Below are 21764 nucleotides of genomic sequence, written 5' to 3' on the forward strand. Positions count from 1 at the left end.
TCCCGGGCGGCTTTTCCCCCTCGCTTCACGCCGGGCCATCCCGAACAAGCGCGGCCAGCGGCGAAACGGAAGAAGCGCGTCGCCGTGGCGATGCTTCCGCCGGCCCGGTCATACGATTTCCGAACGATCAGTTCGGAAATCGTATTCCACTCGCGCGGCAATCCGCCCTTTGCCTGGAGGATTTCCGCGCGATTTCGTTTTCGCGGATCGCGAAGCGATCTTGCGGAAACCGTATCATGAGTATTTTCCGATCCTGTCGGCGCGGAGCAAGATCCGCCACCCTTGCGCGTTCCAGATGCGCGGCTCGACTGGCGCATCCATCTCGCCCAAGCGACGACGCAGAGCGCCGCGCGCGCGCCTGTTTGCCTACCCCACTCGGCGGTTTGGCCGCGCCTCTGGAGCATCGGGTATGTCAAAAGCGACGCCCACGGACATCGCTGCGACGCCGCTCATGTGACCGAGGCCCTCTGCGCCTGGTTGACGATCAGCGCGCGAAAGGCGTCGCGTCCGTGGGAAGAGGTTTTAGAGCGTTTTCAAGCGAAGTGGATGCCGGTTCGCGTGAAGAAAACGCGTGAAAACAGAAACCTGGAGCGCTTTCACGTTTCCATGAAACGTGAAAGCGCTCCAGGTTTTCGCCAGCGGCCTTTCGGCTGCGCAGAGAATAGGACGATCAAATGGAACAGGCCATCATTCATGGAGGCGTTGTTCGCAGACTGTGGCCGGCAGACCTCCCGGCGCTGCGTGACCATCTGTTGCGCCTGGACGCGCAGAGCCGTTACGACCGCTTCGCCACGGCGGTCAATGACGACTTTCTGATCCGCTACGCCGAGCGCTGTTTCGGCATCGACGATTTGATATACGGCTATTACGTGGATGGCGTCTTGCGTGGCGCGGGTGAATTGCGCTCCGTCAGCGACAAAATCTTCGGCGGCTTGGTGGAGGCGGCCTTCTCCGTCGAGAAGGAGTGGCGTCGTCGCGGCGTGGGCGCCGAGTTGATGTCGCGCATCGTGCGAGCGGCGCGCAACCGCCGCGCCGAGACGATCTACATGACCTGTCTCGCCCAGAACGTGGCGATGCAGGGGCTGGCGCGCAAGTTCTCCGCCGATCTGTGTTTCGAAGCCGACGAGCAAACCGGCAGACTGGTGGCGCGCTCCCCAAACGCCGCCTCGGTCTGGGGCGAGTTCGCCGACAACGCCACCAGCTTTGCAACGGCCATGCTGGACTTGCAGACCCGCGTGTTCTCAATGCAGCCGCGTGGCATGTATGAAGCGCAGCGCAATCGGTGAGCTTGAAGCAAAGGTGATGGCGTGCGCGGAAGAGGCATGCAAGCGCTTGCGTTCACACGGATGTGCCGACGACGGCGCCAATGCCTGCGGTCATGGCCATGGCCAGCGCGCCCCAGAACGTGACGCGCGCCGCGCCCACAAGCACATTCGCGCCGCCGGCGCGCGCCGCCAGCGCGCCCATCCCCACGAGCGAAAGCAGGGATGCGCCGGCCACGAAGGCGACCATTTGGTCGCCGGGCGCCAGAGTGGCGACGACAAGCGGAATCGCCGCCCCGGCGGCAAAGGCCGCGGCGGACGCGAAGGCCGCCTGAAGCGGCCGCGCCATGAGCGTTTCTGAAATGCCGAGCTCATCGCGCGCATGTGCGCCAAGGGCGTCATGCGCCATGAGCTGCGCGGCCACCGTCTCGGCGAGCGCGGGATCGAGACCACGGCCGACATAAATTGCGGCGAGCTCCGCGTGTTCGCCCTTGCCATTTGTGCTGAGCTCCTCCCGTTCGCGCGCGAGGCTGGCCTGCTCCGCGTCGGCCTGCGAATGCACGGATACATATTCCCCCGCGGCCATCGACATGGCCCCGGCGACCAGCCCGGCGACTCCCGCGACCAGGATCGCGCTGCGCGTCCCATGCGCGGCGGCCACGCCCAGAACCAGGCTTGCGGTCGAGAGCAGCCCATCGTTCGCGCCCAGAACCGAAGCGCGCAGCCAGCTGATGTTTCCCGACAGATGGTGTTCTCTGTGCAGTGCGCGCATTGTCTGGATCCCGTTGTTGGTCAAGGATTGAAACCAATCATGCAGGACACGGGACCAGCCGATCAAGCTTGGAGATCATCGACCGTGATTTACGGTGTCGCCGCCGCGGCCAGCGCCGATGCGTCGGGGGCCGCCGTCGCCACGCGCGCCCCAAGTTAAGCGATTGGCATGCCTATCCGCAAAAGGCTCCTCGCCGGCCCGAGCGAACGGAGCCACTCTCGAAAAAGAAAGAGGGCGGCGCTTGCAACGCGTGGCAAATCCTCCGGAGGTTTTCGGCTGAAATCCGACTGTCGCCCCGCTCATAATTGCGCATCTCGAAAATCGTCACGCCAATCGTCTCGGCGAGCGCCTCCAGCCTTACGCGCGACACCAGGCGAAGCCTTCGCACCCTGGCGCCGACATGAGCGTCGATGGGATTTGGAGCGGGCGTTGATGTTTGAATGCCAAACAGCCCCGTCACTATCTGAGCCATGTCTCAATCCTCGATTGAACCGGCGCTGATGCGCCCAGGCCAAGGTGCCTCCTTCTCAAGCGCTGAAGCAGGATCGGAATCTACCTATGATACGATTTCCGAACGATCAGTTCGGAAATCGTATTCCACTCGCGCGGCAATCCGCCCTTTGACTTTAGGATTTCCGCGCGATTTCGTTTTCGCGGATCGCGAAGCGATCTTGCGGAAACCATATGGTACGGTTTCCGAACTGATCGTTCGCAAATCGTTTGACCCGCCGGTGCGCCGCATATGCTCAACCGAACGCGCGCTGGCCGGCGCGCGGGCGTGAACGCGCGGCCATTCTGCGATAGAACAACACCTTCACCATTTCGACGAGCGCCAGATAGGCGAGCGTCGCGCCGGCGAGATAGACGAAGAACAGCGGCGGCGGCGCCACGAAGCCGAACCATGCGCCGATGGGCGAGAGTGGCAGCGCGATCGCGACAGCGACGACCCCGAGCGCCATGGCGACAAGAAAACCGTTCGGCCGGCTCCTGAAAAACAGGCGTCGCGTGCGGATGGCGAAGACGACCAGAACCTGGGTCGCCATGGATTCGATGAACCAGCCGGTCTGAAACAGCGCCGCGCCTGCGCCAAAAAACGCCACCAGAGCGTAAAAAGTGAGAAAATCGAAGACAGAGCTGACTGGCCCGAACACCAGCATGAAGCGCTCTATGAAAGCGACGTCCCATTTGACCGGCAGGGCGACGGATTCCGGGTCGACTCCGTCGAAGGGGATCGCAGTTTCCGAGACGTCGTAGAGCAGATTGTTGAGGAGAACCTGGATCGGCAGCATCGGCAGGAAGGGCAGGAACAAGGCGGCGCCCGCCATGCTGAACATGTTGCCAAAGTTCGAGCTTGACCCCATCAGCACATATTTGGAGACGTTTTGCACCGTCTCGCGTCCGCCGAAAACCGCTTCGCGCACCACCGAAAGATCGTGTTCGAGCAGGATCAGATCGGCGGAGGCGCGCGCGACATCGGCGGCCCCATCGACGGATATGCCGACATCGGCCGCATGCAGCGCCGGCGCGTCGTTGATGCCGTCGCCCATGTAGCCGACGACATGACCCAACCGCTTCAGCGCCATCAGAATGCGCAATTTCTGCTGCGGGTTGACCCGGCAAAACAGATTGATCCGCGCCAATTGGCCGATCAGCGCCTCTTCCGAAAGGTGAGTCAGGGCGTCGCCGGTCAGCACGCCCGTCACGGGAACGCCGATTTCCTGGAAGACGTGACGCGCCACCCTTTCATTGTCGCCGGTCAGAACTTTGACCGCGACGCCGGCGGCGGCGAGCGCCTGGATCGTGGCCCCGGCGCTGGCCTTGGGCGGATCGAGGAAGACGGCGAAACCGACAAAGACCAGATTGCTCTCGTCCGCGACCGCGATGCTTTGGTCGTCGCTGGCGATCGCATGGCCGGCGACGCCAAGCGCCCGCAAACCCTGCGCGCCCAAATCGTCGAGCGTGGCCTGGAAGACGCGGCGCGTCTCCGGGTCGAGCGGCAATTCCGCGCCGTTTTCCGCCTCGTATTTCGCTGAAAGCCCCAGCAGATCCTCGGGCGCCCCCTTGACGATGAGACGCCGCTTGCCCTCGCGCTCGACCAGAACCGAGACGCGCCGCCGCTCGAAATCGAATGGAACTTCATCGATCTTGGTCCATCCCGCCAAATCGAACGGATGGGCGGCGAGAATGGCCTCATCCAGCGGGCTCTTCATGCCGGTTTCGAAAGCGCTGTTGATGTAAGCATGGGCGAAGGCGGAAGCGCTCTCGGCGCCGCGACCGTCAATGGCGCGCACCAGCTTGATCGAGGCTTCGGTCAGCGTGCCCGTTTTGTCGGTGCACAGCACGTCCATGGCGCCGAGATCGTGAATGGCGGAGAGGCGCTTGACGATCACTTTCCGCTTGGACAAGCCCATCGCCGAGCGCGCCATCGTGACGGTGACGATCATCGGCAGCAATTCGGGCGTCAGGCCGACGGCGAGCGCCAGGGCGAACATCAGCGATTCCAGCACGGGCCGATGGAACGAGATGTTCACGACCAGCACGAAGAACACCATCAGGATGGTCAGGCGCATGATCAGCATGCCGAAGCGGGCGACGCCGACAGCGAAGGCGGTGGCCGGCGGCTTTTCGGCGAGGCTGGTCGCGAGATGGCCGAGCGCGGTGCGCGATCCCGTGCGGCAGACGAGGATCGTGGCCGTGCCGCTGATGACGGAGGTTCCGGCGAAAACCGCGTTCGACGCCCCGGCGGGATTTTCCGCGCCGGTGGCTGAATCGGCAGCGTGCTTTTCCGCCGGATAGGGCTCGCCGGTCAGCAGCGCCTGGTTGATGAACAGATCGCGGCTTTCGAGCAGCCGCGCATCCGCCGGAACGAGATCGCCGGCGATCAGTTCGACGATGTCGCCGGGGACCAGTTTGTCGATTGCGATGGAAACGGTTTTGCCATCGCGCCGAACGCTCGCCTGAACCGCCACCGAGCGGCGCAGCGCCTCCACCGCATTCTGAGCGCGGGCCTCCTGAACGAAATCAAGCGTCATGCTCGCCATGACGATGGACGCGACGATGACGAAGCTGGCGATATCCCCTGTCGCCGCTGACAAGCCGCTCGCCACCAGCAGGATGATCACCAATGGATTGCGGAAACGGGACAGGAATTGCAGCCAAAGCGGCGTGCGCTTGACCGTGGCGGCGTCGTTGGGTCCGTGGATCGCCAGCCGGGCCTTGGCCTCCGCCCCGGCAAGGCCGGAGGGTGTCGTCGCCAAATGCGCGAGCAGGCGGGCGGCCGGCTCCCGCCATACCTGCTCAGCGCTGATTTCGCCTGTTTCGGAAGCCTGGTCGCCGTCGCGAGCTTTGCGCATGATGTTCACCGCGTCCCTCCCACAGGGCGGATTGACGATGAGCCGTCCGCCGCCGGCCGCAATTCTCATCCTGCTCAATCGACGATGAGCACGATGCGGCGGCTCTGCGGATCGACAATCACGGTCCGGTCGTTGACGATCGCATATTTGTAACCCCGCGCATCAAAATCCGGGGGAATTTCGTAAAAGGTCACGCCTTGATCCGGGAGGACCGCGCCAATGTCGACCTGCCGGTCATAAACGTAGGAGTCATGGCGTTGTTTGGCGACATAGTCATGAAATCGCTGGCGCCGGTCACCGCCGAAACGGCCGGCGAGGCCTCCGACGATTGCGCCGCCGACGATCGCGCCGATCGGTCCGGCCACTTGATACATCTGGCGAAACCCTCCATCGGCGCCGCGCACAGCCCCCTGTGCGACCGCAGCGCCTGAGAGAATGAAAAAGACGATCGTGGCGACGGCGGCCGTGTTGATGCGCATGAGAATGTTCCTGATGGAACCTCGCGCACAATGGCTTCGAACCTGGTTGCGCCCATCGACGCAAGGCGTCAGCGCATTGCGACGCCTCCCGCCGGACTTTCTTTTCGGGGACATCCGAAGCCTCAAATGTTTCAGGGGCAGGGTCGACACACCGCATGTCGGCCAATGACCTCCGCGCACGGGTGACGCGGCTCTTGATCGCGCCGATCGCGCACAGCCTCGGATTTCCGCGACCTGGGGGTCTGCGTGTCCGGCCGCAACGACCAGCAGCAGCGCCTCGCGTCGAATAAATCGCCTTGCGCCAAGATATTGGGCGTGCGGACGGCGATCGGCGCCGAACACCCTGAAGCCCGTCTTGGAGGGAAAGACTAGGAGGTTTTCCAGGCCCTTTACAGGATCGGACTCTACTCATGCGGGCGCATCCCCGCGAATGCCAACCGGCCCGGCGCAGACGACCCAAAAAGGCCTCCGGCGCGACCGGCGCGCGTGCACAAGGACCAGTGGACCGTCACCCCTCCCACGCCGGCGCCATCGTCTTCGGGCGCGAAAGCGGCTTGGGCTCGATGCTGCTTGCCGCCTTGCCGCGATCAGCTCGCCCGTTCAACATGCGACGGGGTTGCGCCAAACGTGGGAGATTGCGTCCGATCCAGCCGATCAGGCTGAGATTCCCACCGCCAACGCGATGGCCCGAATCAGATCGCTGTCGAAATAGGGCTTCTGCAAGATGATCGCCTCCGGCTTCAGCATCCGCAACGACCGCGCATCTCCGGTGATGAAAAAATGAGGAACAGGACCGGCGCGCGTGATGGCGTCGACGGCATTGACGCCGCTGCCCTCGACCAGTTGCGCGTCGACGATCATCAAATCGGGTTTCGCAAACGCCGCCGACGCAATGGCTGCGCTCTCGCTGGCCTCGACGGCGACGATCTCGTGGCCAAGGACTTCGATCAGTTCAGCCAGGGCGGACGCAAGGACGTTGTCGTCTTCCATGATCATCACGCGAAGCTTTTTCATTCTGGTTCATCCATCGCGTGACGCGCTCTGGCGGCGCTGTTTCCATATTTATAACGCATTTTCGCGCCTGCCGGAGGCTCGGAATTCAGAGGGCTTTCAATCAGTCATTTGTCGGTTTTGGAGCAAAGATGATAGTAACAGAGACGTCCTGATTGCGCAGGCGAAATCCGGATATCATTTCGCATGCGGAAAACCGTCTCCAAGCCGGCCAGAACCTCTCGTCCGAACGCCAGCAGCGCATCCCCGACGGCTGCGCCGCCTTTTCCCGTCGTGGCGATCGGCGCTTCCGCCGGAGGGCTCGACGCCTGCAAGGCGCTGGCGGACGCCTTGCCCGGGAACAGCGGACTGGCCGTGATTCTGGTCCAGCACCTCGATCCGACCCATGACAGCATGCTCGTCGATCTGCTCGCCGGACACACAGCGATGAAGGTCTGCGAGGCGACGGAGGGCATGACCCTCGCTCCGGACCATTTTTATGTGATTCCGCCGGGCGTTTCGCTCGCGGTCGAGGATGGCGCGCTAAAACTGTCGCAACCGCGCGAGCGGCATGGCGCCCGCCTGCCTTTCGATTTCCTGCTGCAATCGCTCGCCGACGACATGGGCGCGCGCGCCATTTGCGTGGTGCTCTCGGGCGCGGGCGGCGACGGCAGCGCCGGGCTCAAGGCGATCAAGGCCGCCGGCGGCCTGGTCATCGCGCAAGATCCGGATGAGGCCGGCGTCGATGGCATGCCGCGCAGCGCCATCGAGACCGGAATGGTCGATCTGGTGCTTCCAGCGGCTGAAATTCCCCGGGCGATCCTGAACTTCGACCCGCGGACGCCGCCGCCCGCCCAACCCTGGCTGGCGCAAATTCTCGAATTGCTGCGCAGCAAGACCGCCCACGACTTCACGCTCTACAAGCGGGGCACGTTGCAGCGCCGCATCGGGCGGCGGATGGCGCTGCACGGCGACGACATGAGCGCCTATCTGGAAAGGCTGCGCGACGATCCGCGGGAGCTGGATCTGCTCGCCAAGGACCTGATGATCAATGTCACCGGTTTCTTCCGCGATGCCAAAGTGTTCGATTTTCTTGGCGCGGAAGTGATTCCCGAACTTGTCAGCCGGCATCCGGCGGACCAGCCCCTGCGCATCTGGGTCGCCGGATGCAGCACCGGCGAAGAAGCCTATGCCCTCGCCATTCTGTTCCACGAGGCCATCGCGGCGACGGGCCGTCCCATCAAGCTTCAGGTCTTCGCCTCCGACATCGACGCCGACGCCGTGGCTCAGGCCCGCGAGGGCCTGTATCCGCTCGCCATCGCGGCCGATGTCACGGCCGAGCGGCTGGCGCGCCATTTCCTCAAGGAACAAGGCGGGTTCAGGGTCGCCGCCGATCTGCGCGCCAGCGTGCTGTTCACCGTGCAGGACCTTCTGGCGGATCCGCCCTTTTCGCGACTGGATTTCATCTCCTGCCGCAATGTTCTGATCTATATGGGCGCTGAGGCGCAGGCCAAGGTCATGGACATCGTCCATTTCGCCCTGCGCGAAGGCGGCGTGCTGCTGCTGGGCGGCTCCGAATCCGTCGGCGAGAAGCGGGAACGCTTCACCGCCATCTCCCGAACGGATCGCATCTTTCGCCATGTGATGCGCGGCGGACCCGGTGATTTCGGCTTTTGGGGCGGCGACGGCTTGCGCGCGCCGGCGCGCCCGGCGCCGCTAAGCTCGCCCGCGCGCGAAACGGTTCTGGCCGATCTGAGCCGGCGGCTTGTGCTTGACCATGAGGCGCCGGCTTCGGTCTTGATCAATCGCAAGCACGAACAGCTGTTTTCGCTGGGGCCGACCGATCGCTATCTGGCGGTCCCATCCGGCGCGCCAACCCAAGATCTCCTGGCCATGGCGCGGCCGGGCCTGAGCGCCAAGCTCCGGTCGATCATCATGCAGGTATTCCATGACAAGGCGCCGGTCCGGGTCGGCGGCTGCCGCATCGCGCGCGATGGCGCGCGGCTCGCTTTCGCCATTTCGGCGCGATACGTCGTTTGCGATGGCGAGGAGCTGGCGCTGATCAGTTTCATCGAAGAAACGCCGGCTCCGGCGCGCAATGCCCCCGGCGCGGCGGGAGACGCCTCGCGGGTCGCGGAACTGGAACAGGAGCTGGAGTCAACCCGGAGCGAGTTGAAGGACGCCATTCGAGAGCTGGCGATCGCCGGCGAGGAGCAAAACGCGATCAATGAGGAGGCGCTTTCGGTCAATGAGGAGCTCCAGTCCGCCAATGAGGAACTGCTGACCTCCAAGGAAGAGCTGCAATCGCTGAACGAGGAGCTGACCGCGCTCAACAGCCAGCTTCAGGAAACGCTCGACCGCCAGCGCACGACAGCCGACGATTTGCAGAATGTGCTCTACAGCACCGATGTCGCCACCATCTTTCTTGACGTCGCGCTTCGGATTCGCTTTTTCACGCCATCGACACGATTGCTGTTCAGCATCATTCCCGGCGACGTCGGGCGCCCCCTGGCCAATCTCGCGCCCCTGGTGGCGGACGCCGCGCTGCTGTCGGATGCGCGGACCGTGCTCGCCGAACACCTGCCCATCGAACACGAAATCGAAGCGGACAGCGGCGCCTGTTACATGCGCCGCATCCTGCCCTATCGCACCCAGCAGAATGGCGTGGAGGGCGTGGTCATCACCTATGTCGACATCACCGATCGGAAAAAAGTCAGCGACGCGCTCGAGTCGGCGCGCCGCAAGGCTGAAGCCGCCGATTTGGCGAAATCGCGTTTTCTCGCCGCCGCCAGCCACGACTTGCGCCAGCCGTTGCAGGCGCTGGCCCTGCTTCACGGTTTGCTGGCGCGCGTCGCGGAAGGGGAACGCGCGCAAAACCTGGTGGCGAGGATTGGCGATACGCTCGGCGCCATGAGCGGGATTCTCAATGCGCTCCTGGACATCAACCAGATCGAGGCCGGCGTTGTGCATCCGCAACGCGTCGGTTTCGCGGTCAACGATCTGCTGGTCAAGTTGCGCGACGAGTTCGTCTATCAGGCTCAGGCGAAAAAGCTGGCCCTGCGCATGGTTCCCTGCGGTCTGAGGATCCAGAGCGATCCACGCCTGCTGGAACAGATGGTCCGCAATCTGCTGGCCAATGCGCTGAAATACACGCCAAGGGGCGAGATCTTGCTCGGCTGCCGCCGTCGCGAGGGGCTTTTGCGCATCGAGGTCTGGGACACCGGCCTGGGCATTCCCGATGCCGAAATCCAGGCGATTTTCGACGAATATCATCAGGTCGGCAATGAGGCGCGCGAACGCAGCCGCGGGCTTGGACTGGGGCTGTCGATCGTGCGGCGGATCGGCGCCCTGCTCGGCCATCGCGTGATGGTGCGCTCGCGCGAGGGCGCCGGCTCGGTTTTCTCCATCGAGGTCCCGCTCGTCGCCGGCGCCGTCGGCGGGGCGGCTCCAACGCCCGCCCGCGCCAGCGGCGTCGAGGACGGCGCGAAAACGCCCCGCAAGGGCGCCGTGCTGATCGTCGAGGACGATCCCGATTTGCTCGAATTGCTGGTGGCTTCGCTGCGGGAGGAGGGCCATGGCGTGGCGTTCGCCGCTGACGGCCCCGAGGCCTTGAAACTGGTCCAGCTTGGCGATTTCCGTCCTGACTTGATCCTCGCGGATTTCAATCTGCCAAACGGCGCGAACGGTCTTGCGCTCGTCACCGCGCTGCGAGACGGATTGCATCGCTTCGTTCCCGCGATCATCCTCACCGGCGACATCTCGGCAAAAACGCTGGGCGCCGTGCGCGAAGCCGGCTGCGCGCTGCTCAACAAGCCGGTCAAGCTGGCGGAGGTTTCGCAGGCCATTGAGCGCGGGCTGGCTGGGGAGCCCCCGTAATTTTCATCGTCGACGACGACGCGCATCCGCGCGCCGTCTTTCGCGGCATCGCGCTGAAATCATGAAACGCACGGGCGCCAAATCGCTTCCGGCGCTGGCGCGGCCCGTGGCGGGAAAGTCCCTGTCGCGGGATCGTGAGTAGATTCCGAGTCTGCCGCCAGACGCTTTTCCGTTCACTCTGCAAGGTGAAATAAGGAACGGCGACGCCGCGCGCCCCTGACTCTCAGGACTTCCGGCGCAAGGAGCATTCATCATGGGCGAACTTATCCCGTTCAGGCGCCGCGCGCCGCTGCCTTCAACCGTCTCCATCATTCACGAGCTTCGCCTCGGACAGCGCAAGGAGGAAGCCAAGCGCGGCGGCAAGCCGATGAACGGCGCCGCCAAGCCTGAAGTTCAGTCCGTGGATTGCGAAACGCTCGTTCCGCCCAAGGCGGCGCCGGTTCCCCCGACATGAAGTTCATAAAATATCCGCCCGGTCCACGCCGCCTTTGGTGATCCCGGCGGCGCTTGCCGTGTTGGCCGTGCTGGATTGGATGTTCCGAACGCATCCGCGCGGGAAGCGCAGAAATCACGCACGGTCGAAAATATAAAAGAGAACTCAGCTTGTAAATATACAAACAAATCCTATCTTAAATAAGTCGGATGCTGGTTTCTTGGCGTATTTCTGCGGAAAAACGCCAAGCGCGCCTCATAAATATCATGCCAAAACGTGCAATTTCGACTGCCGGCGACGTCGGCAAGCCTTTTGGCTTGTGCAGAAAGGGAGTTTCCATGTCTCAGGGAACCGTGAAATGGTTTAATCCGCAAAAAGGCTTCGGTTTCATTGCGCTGGATGGCGGCGGTCAGGACGCCTTTGTCCATGCCAGCGCGGTCGAACGGGCTGGCATCGGCGAGTTGCGCGAGGGCGACAAGGTCACCTTCGAACTCGTCGCGGATCGCGGCGGCAAGATGTCGGCCGAAAAGCTCGCAATCGTGAACTGACCTTCGCGCCGGAAGGGGTCCCGCGCCTCAAGGTTTCGGGGTTTTTCTTTTCCATCAGGCGCGCCGCGCAAGGCGCGCGACAGGAGTGACGCATGGCCCAGGAACGCAAACGCGGCAATCGCGAAGCCAAGAAGCCGAAGGCGGCCAAGCCGGCGGCCGCTCCCAACCCGCCGAAAATGCCGCTGGGCCAGCTGGCCCCGATCAAAATGCCGAAGCCGGCGCGGTGACGACCAGGAAGAACGAGCAAGACCATGGCTTTCAAGACAAAGGCGTTGCGCTATCTCGGACGGCTGTCCGGACGCGGCGACATCATTCACAACGGCAAGAAACTGGCGCCGGCGACCTTCGATTTCGACGGCTATCACCGCGCGGCGGCGGGCGTTTCGGGGTGCGGCGAGATCCGCCTGCGCGCCGATGCGCTGAAAGGTCTGTTCGGCCGCCGCGACCTGCAAATGCTGACCGAGCAGGGGCAGGTCTTCGACATCGTCTTTTCGGACAAAGTGTTGGCCGACGAAAGTTGCGTCGCCCACATCGATTTGACCGGCATGCTCGATCCGGCCGATTGGCATGGTCGTGGCTGAACGTGAGCCAACCCGGAAACGGAACAGAGCGCGACAAGCCTTTCCGCCACTGGGACGCGAGTTCGAGCCGTTTCTCTATGCCGTGCTCTACGAGGACGGCCATGGCATGCCGCTGACCATGGTGTCGGTGATCGCGCGCTCCGGCGCCGATCCGTGGAAAGAAGCGGCGCGCATCGCAAAAATGCCGAAATCCCTGGCGCTCGACGTCCTGGTGGGTCTCATGCCGGACCGCAGCGACGCAACCGCCATCGCCGACCGCATGCTCGCGCTGCTTCAGCCCGCGCGGCAGTATTCGGTCGCCGCCATGGTCGGCGGCGCTCAGGCGAAGCCGCACTGGAGCCCGCTCGTTCCAGCCATCCTCATCTTGCTGCTCGTTTTGACTCTGGTTTCCGTTTTCCGGAAGGCGCCGCATACCGATGCGGGCGCATTTGAACGGCCGGCGGCGCCTGTCGCTGAACGGCCGGCGGCGCCTGTCGCTGAGAAGGCCGATCCGTAATCGCCATCGCCCCTCCTCAAGGCGCGTCCCGGCGCCAGAAGGATGCGGGTCACCCCACCCCAACGAACATGCCCCTTGCCGCCGCGCCTCAAGACGCCACGGCGTCGCGCGCGCGTGAGGGCGCACCTTTCCACCGACTTCGGATTCGAGGCTCTTCTTGACGTTTTTCAACCTTTTCGCGCGCGCGCCGTCGGCCTGGGACAATCCCGAACCCGTTCGCGAAGAACTGTTCAGCGCCGAGCGCCTCGAAGACCATGCGCGCAGTCTCGCCGCCGCGCAGAAGGTGACGCCCAAGCCGGTCAAGGCGCCTCCGCTCGCCGCCCGTCTGGCGCAAAACGGCGCCGTCCTGCTCGCCGCCTACAAGACGCTGCTGCAAGGGACCGACGAGGGCCGCGCGATCACGCCGGCGGCCGAGTGGCTGATCGACAATTATCATCTCATCGAAAAGCAGATCCGCGCGATCCAGTCGGACCTGCCCGCCGGCTATTATCGGCAGTTGCCAAAACTCAGCTCCGGTCCCTTCGCCGGCTATCCGCGCGTGTTCGGCATGGCCTGGGCCTTTGTCGCGCACACCGACAGCCGTTTCGACTCAAGCATGCTGGTCGGCTATGTGCGCGCCTATCAGCAGGCGCAGCCGCTGACGATCGGCGAGCTCTGGGCGGTGTCGATCACGCTTCGCCTGGTGATGATCGAAAACCTGCGCCGCCTCGCCGAGGAGATCGTCAACGGCCGCGCGGCGCGGCATCTGGCGGACGATCTCGCCGATCGCCTGCTGGGCGCCTCGGGCCGGAAGGCGGAGCCGGCGAAAATCGTGCTCGCCGACCATGAAAACGATGCGCGCTCGCCAAGCTTCGCCGTCCAGCTCATCCATCGGCTGCGCGACCAGGACCCGAAGGTCACGCCGGCGCTCGATTGGCTATACCAGCGCCTCGCCGCGCAACAGACCGGCGCCGACGATCTGGTGCGCGAGGCGCATCGGCGCCAGGGCGCGACCAGCGTCACCGTGCGCAACATCATCACCAGCCTGCGCCTGATCTCGGATGTCGACTGGCAGGACCTGTTCGAGGAGGTCAGCCTGGTCGATACGGCGCTTGGCGCCGACCCCGCTTACAAGGCCATGGATTTCCCGACGCGCAATCTCTACCGCGCCGCCATCGAGGATTTGGCGCGCGGCTCGGAGGGCGACGAACTCGACATCGCCCACAAGGCCGTCGCGGCGGCCAGGCGCTGTCACGATTTCACGCCCGCGCAAGCGGACGCGCGGAAAAGCGACGCCGGCTATCATCTCATCGGCGGGGGCCGCCCGGCGTTCGAGGCCGCCATCGGCTATCACCCGCGCAAGCAGAAGTGGCGGGTGCGGCTGCATCGGGCGAACGGCATCGGCTTTTACGCGGGCGCCATCGCCACCGTCGCCCTCATCCTGCTCGCCGCGCCGCTTTTCGCCCTCGCCGCCATGGGCTTTGGCGGCGGCGCCCTCTGGATTCTCGGTGGTCTCGGCGTCATCCCCGCCATTGACGCCGGCGTCGCGCTGGTCAATCGCGCGGTCGGATTCGGCTTTCACGCCAACCTGTTGCCGGCGCTGGAGCTGGCCGATGGCGTCCCACCCCATTTGCGCACCCTCGTCGCCGTGCCGACGTTGCTGACCAGCGCGCGATCCATCGAAGAGCAGATCGAGAGGCTGGAAATCCACCATCTCGCCAGCCCCGAGGGCGACCTGCATTTCGCGCTGCTGTCCGACTGGCTCGACGCGGGCGCCAAACACGTCGAGGGCGACGACGCCCTGCTGGCTGTCGCCATCGCGGGCATTGCCCGGCTGAACGCGCGCTACGGCCCCGCGCCCGGCGGCCCGCGCTTCCTGCTGCTGCATCGCCACCGCGTCTGGAACGAAAGCCAGTCGCGCTGGATCGGCTGGGAGCGCAAGCGCGGCAAGCTGCACGAACTCAACCGCTTCTTGCGCGGCGCCGATGACACCGGCTTTGTCGTTCTCGACGGCGTCCCGCTCGCGCCGCCGTTGAACACCAGCTATGTGGTGACGCTCGACGGCGACACCCGCCTGCCCCGAGAAACCGTGCGCCGCCTGATCGGCAAAATGGCGCATCCGCTCAACCGGCCGCGTTTCGACGCCGCCGCCGGTCGCATCGTCGAAGGCTATGGCGTGCTGCAACCGCGCGTGACCCCGTCGCTGCCGGTCGGCCTCGAAGGCTCGCTGTTCCAGCGCATCTTTTCCAGCCTGAGCGGCATCGACCCCTACGCCTCCGCCGTTTCCGACGTCTATCAGGACATGTTCGGCGAAGGCTCCTACGCCGGCAAGGGGATTTACGACATCGACGCCTTCGAGGCGGCGCTGGCCGGACGCGCGCCCGACTCGATGCTGCTGAGCCACGATCTGTTCGAGGGCGTGTTCGCCCGCGCCGGTCTCGCCTCCGATGTCGAGGTCGTCGAGGAATATCCGTCGCGCTATGATGTCGGGGCCTTGCGCCACCATCGCTGGGCGCGCGGCGACTGGCAATTGCTGCCATGGATTTTTGGGCGCGGACCGCGCGCGCCCGGCGCGCCGAAATCCGCGTCCCGCGTGCCGGCGGTCGGGCGCTGGAAAATGCTCGACAACTTGCGCCGCACGCTCTCGGCGCCGCTGGCGGTCGTCGCCTTGCTCGCGGGCTTCCTGCTGCCGTTTCCGGCTTGCGTGGTCTGGACGCTGTTCGTCGTCGCGACCATCGCCCTGCCCTCGATGATTCCGGTGATCGCCGCCGTCCCGCCGCTGCGGCCGGGCGTCACGCTCTCAAGCCATTTTCGCGCGCTCGGCGGCGATTTGAAGCTCGCGCTGATTCTGTCCGCGCTCACCATCATCTTCCTGGCCGATCAGGCGTGGCTAATGGGCGACGCCATCTTCCGCACGCTGTATCGCCTGCTCGTCAGCCGCAAGAACCTGCTTGAGTGGACTCCCGCCGCGCAGGCGTCGCAGGCGCGCCGGCTCGACCTCGCCGGCTTCTACCGGCGCATGTTCGGCGCATCGATTTTCGGCGCGCTCGCCCTGATCGCCGGGCTGGTCGCAGGCGGCTTCAATGCGCTGCTGGCGGGCGGTTTCGCGGCGCTCTGGCTGGCCTCGCCGGCCATAGCGCTCTGGGTCAGCCTGCCGCCGCGCCTCGCCGCCCGCGAAAACCCCCTGGCGGACGACGACGCCCGCGCCTTGCGCCTCACGGCGCGCCGCACCTGGCGCTTTTTCGAAACCTTCGTCACCGCCGCCGATCACCATCTGCCGCCCGACAATTTTCAGGAGGACCCGACCGCGCTGGCGCGCCGGACCTCGCCGACCAATATGGGGCTCTATCTGCTGGCGGCGGCCAGCGCGCACGATTTCGGCTGGATCGGCCTCGACGAGACCGTCGAGCGTCTTGAGGCGACGCTTTCGACCATGAGCGGCATGGAGCGGTTTCGCGGCCATTTCTACAATTGGTTCGACACCGGCGACCTGCGTCCGCTCGATCCCAAATATGTCTCATCCGTCGATAGCGGCAATCTCGCCGGGCACCTGATCGCGCTGGCCAACGCTTGCCGCGAATGGCGCGCGGCCCAGGCGGACGGGGCGCGCATGCTCGCCGGCGTCGGCGACGCGCTCGCCCTGACGCGCCAGGAGGCGGCGCGCCTGCGCGATGGCCCCAAGACCCAGACGGTCACATGGCGCCAGCTCGACACCGCTTTGGCGGAACTCGCCGGCGCCGTGCAGGAAAACCTTGGCCAGCAGGACGATTTCGCCACGCGCCTGCTGAACCTCGCCCTGCAAGCCGCGACCATGGCCGACATGGCCAAGGCGCTGGCCAGCGAGCGCGGCGACGCTGACGGCGCGGACATGCTGTTCTGGGCGCAGGCCAGCGTCAACGCCATCGCCGCCCATCGCGCCGATTTGTCGCGCGGCGCCGAGGCGCTGGCGGCGCTGTGCGCGCGGCTGGACAAGCTGGAGCATGTTTCGCGCGCGATGGCGCTCGACATGGACTTCGGCTTCCTGATCGACAAGCAGCGCAACCTGCTGTCGATCGGCTGTGTCGCGCCGGAAGGCGCGCTCGACGCCAATTGCTACGACCTCCTGGCCTCGGAAGCGCGGCTGGCGAGCTTTTTCGCCATCGCCAAGGGCGATGTTCCCGCCCGCCACTGGTTCCACCTGGGACGCGTCGCCACCCCGGTCGCCCATGGCGCCGCGCTGATCTCCTGGTCGGGATCGATGTTCGAATATCTGATGCCCTCGCTGGTGATGCGGGCGCCGGCGGGAAGCCTGCTGGACAACACCAACCGTCTGGTCGTGGGCCGGCAGATCGCCTTCGCCCAAAAACTTGGCCTGCCCTGGGGCGTTTCGGAATCCGCCTATAACGCGCGCGATCTGGAACTGACCTATCAATATTCCAATTTCGGCATTCCCGGCCTCGGGCTGAAGCGCGGCCTCGCTTACAATTCCGTGGTGGCGCCCTATGCGACGGGGCTGGCGGCCATGGTCGATCCGCACGCGGCGCGCGCCAATCTGGATCGCCTCGCCCAAATCGGCGCGCGCGGCCGCTACGGCTTTTACGAGGCGCTGGATTACACGCCCACGCGCGTGCCGAAGGGGCAGGATTGCGCGATCGTCCGCGCCTTCATGGCCCATCATCAGGGCATGACGATTGTGGCGATCGCCAATGCCGTGCTCGACGCGAAAATGCGGACCCGCTTTCACAGCGAGCCGATGGTGCAGGCGACCGAACTTCTGTTGCAGGAGCGCATGCCGCGCGATGTCGCCGTCACCCATCCCTGGGCCTCGGAAATGAAATCGCCCCTCAGGAAAGGGCGCGATGTCGAGCCGCTGGGCGGCCGGCGATTCGTCTCGCCGCATCAGGACAATCCGGCGACGCATCTCCTGTCCAACGGATGTTTCTCGACCATGCTGACCGCCGCCGGCTCGGGCTACAGCCGCTGGGGCAAACTCGCCTTGACCCGCTGGCGCGAGGACCCGACCAGCGACGATTTCGGCTCCTACATCTTCCTACGCGACGTGCGCACCGAGGCGGTGTGGTCGGCGGCGTTCCAGCCGATCGGCGAGGAGCCCGACTCCTATCATGTCGCCTTCAACGAGGATCGCGCCGAATTCACCCGCCGCGACGGCGCGCTGACCACCACGCTCGATGTGGTCGTGTCCTCCGAGGGCGATTCCGAAGTGCGGCGCGTCAGCGTCACCAATAGCGGCCCCCGCATGCGCGAGATCGAAATCACCTCCTATGCCGAGCTGGCCCTGGCGCCGCAGGCCGCCGATATCGCCCATCCCGCTTTTTCAAAACTGTTCGTCGAGACCGAGTTCTTGGCCGATGTCGGCGCGCTCGTCGCCACCCGGCGCCGGCGCGCGCCCGACGAGCCCGAAGTCTGGGTCGGCCAGCTCGCCGTCGTCGATGGCGAAAGCTTTGGCGAGACGGAATTCGAAACCGACCGCGCCCGCTTTCTCGGACGCGGGCAAGGAATCCGAACGCCCATCGCCATGATCGACGGGCGCAGGCTGTCAAACAGCGTCGGCGCCGTGCTCGACCCGATCTTCGCGCTGCGCCGTCGCGTCCGCATCGCGCCCGGCGGGGTGGCGCGCATTTCGTTCTGGACCATGGCGGCCTCGACCCGCGAAACGCTGCTCGACATCGTCGACAAACACCGCGACGCCGCCGCCTTTTCACGCGCGACGACGCTGGCCTGGACGCAGGCGCAGGTGCAATTGCACCATCTCGGCGTCACCGCTGGCGAAGCCAGCCTGTTCCAGCGCCTCGCCAGTCCGGTGATCTACGCCAATGCGACCCTGCGACCGCCCTCCCCCACGATCCTCGCCGGCTCCGGCGCGCAATCCGGCCTGTGGGCGCAAGGGATTTCCGGCGACCTGCCCATCGTGCTGCTGCGCATCAACGATTCCGACGATCTCGATGTCGCCCGCGAATTGCTGCAAGCGCATGAATATTGGCGGATGAAGCGGCTCGCCGTCGATCTGGTCATCCTCAACGAGCGCCAGTCCTCCTATGTACAGGACCTTCAGATCGCGCTGGAAACCCTGATCCGCGCCCGCCATATGCGGCCCCGTCTGCCCGGCGAGGACTCCGGCGGCGCCGCCTTCGTGCTGCGCAGCGATCTCATTCCGACGGAAACGTCCGCCCTGCTGGCGTCCATCGCGCGCGTTGTGATCGTGGCGCAGCGCGGCGGTCTGCTGGAACAGCTCGAACGGATCATCGAGACCGCCAGGCCGTCCAGCGTGAGAGCGAAACGCCGGATCGAACGCGCCCCGCGGCCAGCCTCGCCGCTCGCCGAAACACTCGAATTCTTCAACGGACTCGGCGGTTTCGCCCGAGATGGCCAAGACTATGTCACCGTCCTGGGACCGGGACAGGCGACGCCCGCGCCCTGGATCAACGTCGTCGCCAACGAGAGTTTCGGGTTCCAGGCGGCTACCGAGGGCGGCGGCTACACCTGGTCGGTGAACAGCCGGGAGAACCAGCTCACGCCCTGGTCGAACGATCCGGTGTCCGACCGCTCCGGCGAAGCGTTTTTCCTGCGCGACGACGATTCCGGCGATTTCTGGAGCCCGACAGCGCTGCCCATCCGCCTGGAGGAGGCGACTTATGTCGCCCGCTTCGGTCGCGGCTTCTGCCGGTTCGAACACACCAGTCACGACATTGAGTCCGACCTGCTGCAATTCGCGCCCGTCGAAGGCGCGATCAAGATTTCGCGCCTGAAACTGCGCAACCTCAGCGGTCGTGCGCGTCATCTCAGCGTCACCGCCTTTGTCGAATGGGCGCTCGGCCCGTCGCGCTCGGCTGGCCTGCCGTTCGTGACGACTTCGCTCGATTCCACCGGCGCGATTTTTGCCCGGAACCGCTGGGTCGCGGGTTTCGGCGCGCGCGTCGCCTTCGCCGATCTTGGCGGGCGCCAGACTGACTGGACCGGCGACCGTCGCGAATTCATCGGCCGCAACGGGACGCTGCGCCAACCGGCGGCGGTGGCCAGCGGCGCCAGCCTGTCCAAAACTCTGGGCGCCGGCCTCGATCCCTGCGCGGCGCTGCGCTCCAGCGTCACGCTCGCGCCCGGCGCCAGCGTCGAAATCATCTTCCTGCTCGGCCAGGGCGAGGATTCGCAGGAGGCGCGTCACCTCGTCGAATCTTTCCGCGCCGCCGATCTCGATGCGGTTTTCGCGGAGGTGAGCCAGCATTGGGACGCGCTTCTTGGCGCCGTCACCGTCAAGACGCCGGACCGCGCCATGGACATCATGCTCAACGGCTGGCTGCTCTACCAAACCGTCGCCTGCCGCCTTTGGGCGCGCGCGGCCTTCTATCAGGCCAGCGGCGCCTATGGTTTTCGCGACCAGTTGCAGGACGTGCTGGCGCTGGCGGCCTCGCATCCGGCCATGACCCGCGCCCAGATTCTTCGCGCGGCCTCGCGGCAGTTTGCCGAGGGCGACGTGCAGCATTGGTGGCTGCCGCATTCGGGCCAGGGGGTGCGCACCCGCATTTCCGACGACCGGGCGTGGCTGGCGTTCGCCATCGGCCACTATGTCCAGGTCAGCGGCGACGCCGCCATTCTCGACGAAAATCTCCCCTTTCTGGAAGGACGGCGGCTGGAGCCCTCCGAGCATGACAGCTTTTTCACGCCGTCAACCAGCGACGAGACCGCCAGCCTTTATGAACACGGCGCCCGCGCGCTGGAAAACAGTCTTGATCTCGGCGTTCACGGCCTGCCGCTGATCGGCGGCGGCGACTGGAACGACGGCATGAACCGCGTCGGCGCCGGCGGCGCCGGAGAGAGCATCTGGCTGGGCTGGCTGCTTTTCGCCGCCTTGAACCGTTTCGCCCCGCTCGCCGAAGCCCGCGGCGAATTTTTGCGCGCGGAGACCTGGCGCGCGCATGCGGGGGTGCTGAAAACCGCGCTCGAACGCGAAGGCTGGGACGGCGACTGGTACCGGCGCGGCTTCTTCGACGACGGAACGCCGCTCGGCTCAAGCCAAAGCGAGGAATGCCGCATCGATTGCATCGCGCAATCCTGGGCCGTTCTGTCCGGCGCCGCGTCGCCCGAGCGGGCGGCGCAGGCGATGGCTTCGGTCGAGCGCGAACTGATCCGCCCGCAGGACGGACTGGCGCCGCTGTTCGCCCCGCCGTTCGACAAGACCGCGCTCGATCCCGGCTACATCAAAGGCTACCCGCCGGGCATCCGCGAGAATGGCGGCCAGTACACCCACGCCGCGCTGTGGTCGGTGATGGCCTTCGCCGAACTTGGCCAGGGCGACAAGGCGGCAAACCTGTTCGCCATGCTCAACCCGATCAATCACGCCCGCACCCGCGCGGACGCGCATCGCTACAAGGTCGAGCCCTATGTCGTCGCCGCCGACATCTACGCCAACGCGCCGCATGTCGGACGCGGCGGCTGGACCTGGTACACCGGCTCCGCCGCCTGGATGCAGCGCGCCGGCCTGGAAAGCATTTTGGGGATCAGGCTGGAGGGCGACACGCTCCGCGTAAATCCCTGCATACCGAAAGGCTGGACGGGCTTCGATGTGTCGCTGCGGCGCGGCGCTTCGCGCTACGACATCCGCGTCGAGAATCCCTCCGGAGTCGAACGGGGCGTCATTTCAGTGTCTGTCGATGGCGACGATAGTCAGTTGACGCCGCTCATCTTGCCGCTTGTCGACGACGGACGCGCACGGCAGGTGATCGTTCGCATGGGTTTGGTGGAGACCAAAGCCATAGATATGGATGTCGATCTGCTTCTAAGGCCCTGATCTTGAGGGGACGGCGCGCACGGAAACCACTGGGATCATCAAGCTCAGCGTAGAACAGGGGCCTTCGAGGCCCAACACCACGTGTTCATGCGCGGCTTTGTCGCATTTTGGAAAAAAACGCCGCGCTGTTTCAAGGCGCGGCGTCGATTCCATTCAGTGCGCTGATTTCAGAGCCCGTTCGGTGAACTCCCGTTCACCGAACGGGCTCTAGTT

Annotated in this window: 13 protein-coding genes; 8 read left to right on the forward strand and 5 right to left on the reverse strand. The window is 65.3% G+C overall.

Features of this window, described 5'->3' with window-relative positions:
- Positions 1–674 precede the first annotated feature (674 nt).
- Complete coding sequence (locus GJ654_RS17000) at positions 675–1286, forward strand: GNAT family N-acetyltransferase (protein ID WP_155447377.1); 612 nt, start codon at positions 675–677, stop codon at positions 1284–1286.
- A gap of 52 nt (positions 1287–1338) precedes the next feature.
- On the opposite strand, the gene GJ654_RS17005 is transcribed toward GJ654_RS17000, so the two are convergent.
- The 5 genes from GJ654_RS17005 to GJ654_RS17025 all read right to left on the reverse strand — a co-directional run bounded on the left by GJ654_RS17005 (position 1339) and on the right by GJ654_RS17025 (position 6880).
- On the reverse strand, positions 1339–2034 hold the full coding sequence (locus tag GJ654_RS17005; RefSeq protein ID WP_155447378.1) for a VIT1/CCC1 transporter family protein: 696 nt from the start codon (positions 2032–2034) through the stop codon (positions 1339–1341).
- A 172-nt stretch (positions 2035–2206) separates the two neighbouring features.
- Positions 2207–2506 (reverse strand): helix-turn-helix domain-containing protein, encoded by a 300-nt coding sequence (locus GJ654_RS21705; protein ID WP_155447379.1) that lies wholly within the window; start codon positions 2504–2506, stop codon positions 2207–2209.
- Between the two features lie 274 nt (positions 2507–2780).
- Positions 2781–5387, reverse strand: coding sequence for a magnesium-translocating P-type ATPase (gene mgtA, locus GJ654_RS17015; protein WP_155447380.1), 2607 nt, complete (start codon positions 5385–5387; stop codon positions 2781–2783).
- Positions 5388–5461: 74 nt separating this feature from the next.
- Positions 5462–5866 carry a DUF1236 domain-containing protein gene (locus tag GJ654_RS17020; RefSeq protein ID WP_155447381.1) on the reverse strand — a complete coding sequence of 135 codons (405 nt, stop codon included), beginning with the start codon at positions 5864–5866 and terminating at the stop codon, positions 5462–5464.
- A 654-nt stretch (positions 5867–6520) separates the two neighbouring features.
- Positions 6521–6880 (reverse strand): response regulator, encoded by a 360-nt coding sequence (locus GJ654_RS17025; RefSeq protein WP_155447382.1) that lies wholly within the window; start codon positions 6878–6880, stop codon positions 6521–6523.
- A gap of 183 nt (positions 6881–7063) precedes the next feature.
- On the opposite strand from GJ654_RS17025, the gene GJ654_RS17030 reads away from it, so the two are divergent.
- From GJ654_RS17030 to GJ654_RS17055, 7 genes are all read left to right on the forward strand, one after another.
- The gene (locus GJ654_RS17030) at positions 7064–10732 is read left to right on the forward strand and encodes a chemotaxis protein CheB (RefSeq protein ID WP_155447383.1); all 3669 of its coding nucleotides are present in this window, start codon (positions 7064–7066) and stop codon (positions 10730–10732) included.
- A 253-nt stretch (positions 10733–10985) separates the two neighbouring features.
- Positions 10986–11186 (forward strand): hypothetical protein, encoded by a 201-nt coding sequence (locus GJ654_RS17035; RefSeq protein WP_155447384.1) that lies wholly within the window; start codon positions 10986–10988, stop codon positions 11184–11186.
- Positions 11187–11503: 317 nt separating this feature from the next.
- Complete coding sequence (locus tag GJ654_RS17040; protein ID WP_155447418.1) at positions 11504–11713, forward strand: cold-shock protein; 210 nt, start codon at positions 11504–11506, stop codon at positions 11711–11713.
- Positions 11714–11805: 92 nt separating this feature from the next.
- Positions 11806–11940: a hypothetical protein gene (locus tag GJ654_RS21520; protein WP_264586138.1), complete on the forward strand. Its 135-nt coding sequence runs from the start codon at positions 11806–11808 to the stop codon at positions 11938–11940.
- Positions 11941–11964: 24 nt separating this feature from the next.
- Positions 11965–12294, forward strand: coding sequence for a hypothetical protein (locus GJ654_RS17045; RefSeq protein WP_155447385.1), 330 nt, complete (start codon positions 11965–11967; stop codon positions 12292–12294).
- The gene (locus GJ654_RS17050) at positions 12287–12790 is read left to right on the forward strand and encodes a hypothetical protein (protein WP_155447386.1); all 504 of its coding nucleotides are present in this window, start codon (positions 12287–12289) and stop codon (positions 12788–12790) included. The genes GJ654_RS17045 and GJ654_RS17050 overlap by 8 nt, the downstream gene beginning before the upstream one ends.
- 157 nt (positions 12791–12947) lie before the next feature.
- Positions 12948–21551 carry a GH36-type glycosyl hydrolase domain-containing protein gene (locus tag GJ654_RS17055; RefSeq protein ID WP_155447387.1) on the forward strand — a complete coding sequence of 2868 codons (8604 nt, stop codon included), beginning with the start codon at positions 12948–12950 and terminating at the stop codon, positions 21549–21551.
- Positions 21552–21764 lie beyond the last annotated feature (213 nt).

This window comes from Rhodoblastus acidophilus, assembly GCF_009720655.1.
GTDB classification, from domain to species: domain Bacteria; phylum Pseudomonadota; class Alphaproteobacteria; order Rhizobiales; family Beijerinckiaceae; genus Rhodoblastus; species Rhodoblastus acidophilus_A.

What these genes read in the sequence shown, in the direction of transcription:
- GJ654_RS17000 (WP_155447377.1), top strand. Translation starts at nt 675, where the DNA reads ATGGAACAGGCCATCATTCATGGAGGCGTTGTTCGCAGACTGTGGCCG.
- GJ654_RS17005 (WP_155447378.1), bottom strand. Translation starts at nt 2,034, where the DNA reads ATGCGCGCACTGCACAGAGAACACCATCTGTCGGGAAACATCAGCTGG.
- GJ654_RS17045 (WP_155447385.1), top strand. Translation starts at nt 11,965, where the DNA reads ATGGCTTTCAAGACAAAGGCGTTGCGCTATCTCGGACGGCTGTCCGGA.
- mgtA (WP_155447380.1), bottom strand. Translation starts at nt 5,387, where the DNA reads ATGCGCAAAGCTCGCGACGGCGACCAGGCTTCCGAAACAGGCGAAATC.
- GJ654_RS17040 (WP_155447418.1), top strand. Translation starts at nt 11,504, where the DNA reads ATGTCTCAGGGAACCGTGAAATGGTTTAATCCGCAAAAAGGCTTCGGT.
- GJ654_RS21520 (WP_264586138.1), top strand. Translation starts at nt 11,806, where the DNA reads ATGGCCCAGGAACGCAAACGCGGCAATCGCGAAGCCAAGAAGCCGAAG.
- GJ654_RS17020 (WP_155447381.1), bottom strand. Translation starts at nt 5,866, where the DNA reads ATGCGCATCAACACGGCCGCCGTCGCCACGATCGTCTTTTTCATTCTC.
- GJ654_RS17035 (WP_155447384.1), top strand. Translation starts at nt 10,986, where the DNA reads ATGGGCGAACTTATCCCGTTCAGGCGCCGCGCGCCGCTGCCTTCAACC.
- GJ654_RS17030 (WP_155447383.1), top strand. Translation starts at nt 7,064, where the DNA reads ATGCGGAAAACCGTCTCCAAGCCGGCCAGAACCTCTCGTCCGAACGCC.
- GJ654_RS17025 (WP_155447382.1), bottom strand. Translation starts at nt 6,880, where the DNA reads ATGAAAAAGCTTCGCGTGATGATCATGGAAGACGACAACGTCCTTGCG.
- GJ654_RS21705 (WP_155447379.1), bottom strand. Translation starts at nt 2,506, where the DNA reads ATGGCTCAGATAGTGACGGGGCTGTTTGGCATTCAAACATCAACGCCC.